The organism is Chamaesiphon sp. OTE_20_metabat_361, from assembly GCF_031364565.1.
In genome coordinates this window covers 1-2455 of record NZ_JANLWO010000463.1, presented here as the reverse complement: position 1 = coordinate 2455, position 2455 = coordinate 1, and the positions used below count along the sequence as shown (strand labels likewise).

General features: G+C 43.1%; 4 protein-coding genes. 2 read left to right on the top strand and 2 right to left on the bottom strand.

All coding sequences use genetic code 11. The annotated features are described in order from the left end of the window. Together RMO35_RS13575 and RMO35_RS13570 are read left to right on the top strand one after the other, a co-directional pair. Positions 1–564: alpha/beta hydrolase (locus tag RMO35_RS13575; protein WP_309741831.1), on the top strand; the 564-nt coding region annotated here is incomplete at its 5' end. Next, positions 561–968 carry a hypothetical protein gene (locus tag RMO35_RS13570; protein ID WP_309741830.1) on the top strand — a complete coding sequence of 136 codons (408 nt, stop codon included), beginning with the start codon at positions 561–563 and terminating at the stop codon, positions 966–968. The genes RMO35_RS13575 and RMO35_RS13570, both read left to right, overlap by 4 nt. A gap of 85 nt (positions 969–1053) precedes the next feature. On the opposite strand, the gene RMO35_RS13565 is transcribed toward RMO35_RS13570, so the two are convergent. Next, a complete protein-coding gene (locus tag RMO35_RS13565) occupies positions 1054–1512 on the bottom strand; it encodes a CBS domain-containing protein (RefSeq protein WP_309741829.1) in 459 nt (152 codons plus the stop codon). Between the two features lie 205 nt (positions 1513–1717). Beyond that, positions 1718–2215: a peptide-methionine (R)-S-oxide reductase MsrB gene (gene msrB / locus RMO35_RS13560; protein WP_309741828.1), complete on the bottom strand. Its 498-nt coding sequence runs from the start codon at positions 2213–2215 to the stop codon at positions 1718–1720. Between the last annotated feature and the right edge of the window lie 240 nt (positions 2216–2455).

Sequence of the window (2455 nt, the reverse complement as noted above, 5' to 3'; positions counted from 1 at the left end):
GATGATGCCGCAGGGTTATTAGACGCATTGAACATTCCCAAAGCGCATGTATTTGGTGTCAGTATGGGTGGTGCGATCGCCCAGCAATTTGCTCTAAAATATCCCGATAAGCTAGATAAGCTGATTCTCGGCTGTGCGATGGCGGGGGGTAATTGCAGTCAGATGGGTGATATCAGTGGTGTGATGAGTGGCAATCTTTTAGACTTACTATTTACGCCCACATTCATTAAAGCCAATAGTCAGGAACTCACAGAATTTCTCGCCGAAACGACCCCATTGCATAGTCGCGATGCAGCTTTGCAGCGTCAGATTCAAGCCTTTGCAAGCCACGATACTTGCGATACTTTGAGCGATATTCAAGCCACCACACTCATCATCACCGGAGATAAGGATATTGCAATTCCTCGATCGAATAGCGATCTACTAGCAGCCAAAATTCCTAATGCCAAATTGGAAATAATTGTCGAGGCAGCGCATGGATTTTCATATAGCCATGCAGATACCACCGCCGATTTGATTCGGCTCTTTTTACACCAACAACCTAATCCAGAAAAAAGATTATGAACAACCAACTCGATGCAATTCGCGATACATTTCTTAAATATGCAGAAGCATTTAACTTACTAGATCCAACAAAAGTTGAACCATTTTTTCAAGTACCTTCGATAATGATGAGTTCGGATTTAGTCATGGTTATGAACGAGTCAAATGAGGTAATTGGGTTATTCACAGCTCTTATGGATAAGTTAAGACATGACAATTTCAAAGAGAGTAAGATTCTCTCGCTTCAAGTTAGTCAACTCAGTGACAATCAAGGACTAGTTGTTGGAGTTGCCAAGCGATTTAATCAAGCAGATGAGGAAATCGAACACTTTGGGTTTACCTATACAATGCGTAAAGCCGAAGGTGACTGGAAGATTATTGCAGGCGTATTGCACGAACCCCAAACATTGTCTAATTCTAAATGATGCGATCGAGTAGTAAGCTAGAATGGTCAAAATCCCCGACTTCTTTAAGAAGTCGAGGATTTCGCTGTATCGATCTTATCTAAGTTTACACAGATGCGATCGCGCGGACGATATCACTTTCGGTAATAATGCCGATCGGGTGGTTATTTTCATCTACCACAGGTAAACGGTGAATCTTTTTATCGTGCATGATTTTGGCGGCTTCTGGTAGCGTTGTATCCGCCGTAATAGAGATTACATGAGGTGTCATCACTTCACCAACGGTTTGCCCTAACGCCTTATGTAGATCTCGCTCGTATGTCAGCGGATTTTGGAAATAAATTACACCACCCAAAAAGAGCATATAGGGGGGTTGCTCGACACCTTGCTCGCGCCACATCAAATCTGATTCGGAAATTACACCGACTAATTTACCCTCATCATCAATTACAGGTAAACCACTAATATGTCGATCGACTAATAACTTAACTGCGTCTGATAGCTGCGTGCTGGGAGTAACAGTTAGCAACTCGCGATTCATCCAATCTGCAACAGTTTGTGACATGATTTACCTCATCTAATAGATGTATGGTTGTCGAGATCGATTGAGAAGGTCGAGCGATCGTAACTTAATAATTCGAGTGAGAATACTCGCTATCTTTATTATAGTGAGTAAATATAATAATGAATGTAGAATATTAGGATATTTTTATATATTAGAATACAATACAGGCAGACGATCGGTAGCGATCGTCTGCCTGAAAGTTTACCTATGCAGCAGGGATAAACTTCATGGAAATACCATTCATACAGTAGCGTAAACCTGTCGGTTTCGGGCCGTCTTCAAATACATGTCCCAAGTGTCCGCCGCAGCGATGGCAATGGACTTCAGTGCGGGTAGCAAATAAGGATTTGTCTACAGAAGTATCGATCGCGCCAGGAATCGGATCGTTGAAACTCGGCCAACCCGTGCCACTATTAAACTTGGTATCGGAGACAAATAGCGGTAAATCACAGCCAGCGCAGACAAACTGACCTTTCCCGTACTCTTTGTCCAAAATACTGGTACCAGCGCGTTCTGTACCATGTTTTCGCAATACACTAAACTGTTCGGGAGTCAGGATTTGTTTCCACTCTTCGTCAGTTTTGGTAATTTCAAATTCGCCTTGTGTCTTTGTCATTGGGGGTGTCTTGGTGGCTAAAAAATAAAGTCCGGTTGCTGTACCGATCGGTACCAACGCAGCCGATAATAGAGTTCGTCTTTGCATCTGGTTAGGATCGTCGAGATCTTTAAATAAATACCTCGCTTGCCACCTATATTGAGAAATTTGCGATTACCTATATTTTAACAATTATTTAGAAGATTAGGCTTTAGGGACTAGGAATTAGGCTTTGGGCTTTAGGCTCTAGGAGTAAAAGCAATATCAAGCACTCCCCCCGTCCCCCCGTCCCCCCGTCCCCCCGTCCCTCCATCTCCCCATCCCCTTATGCAATTCCCCGATCTCAAC

Bases quoted from the DNA above. Each gene is read 5' to 3' on its own strand.
- RMO35_RS13570 (WP_309741830.1), top strand. From the start codon at position 561: ATGAACAACCAACTCGATGCAATTCGCGATACATTTCTTAAATATGCA.
- RMO35_RS13565 (WP_309741829.1), bottom strand. From the start codon at position 1,512: ATGTCACAAACTGTTGCAGATTGGATGAATCGCGAGTTGCTAACTGTT.
- msrB (WP_309741828.1), bottom strand. From the start codon at position 2,215: ATGCAAAGACGAACTCTATTATCGGCTGCGTTGGTACCGATCGGTACA.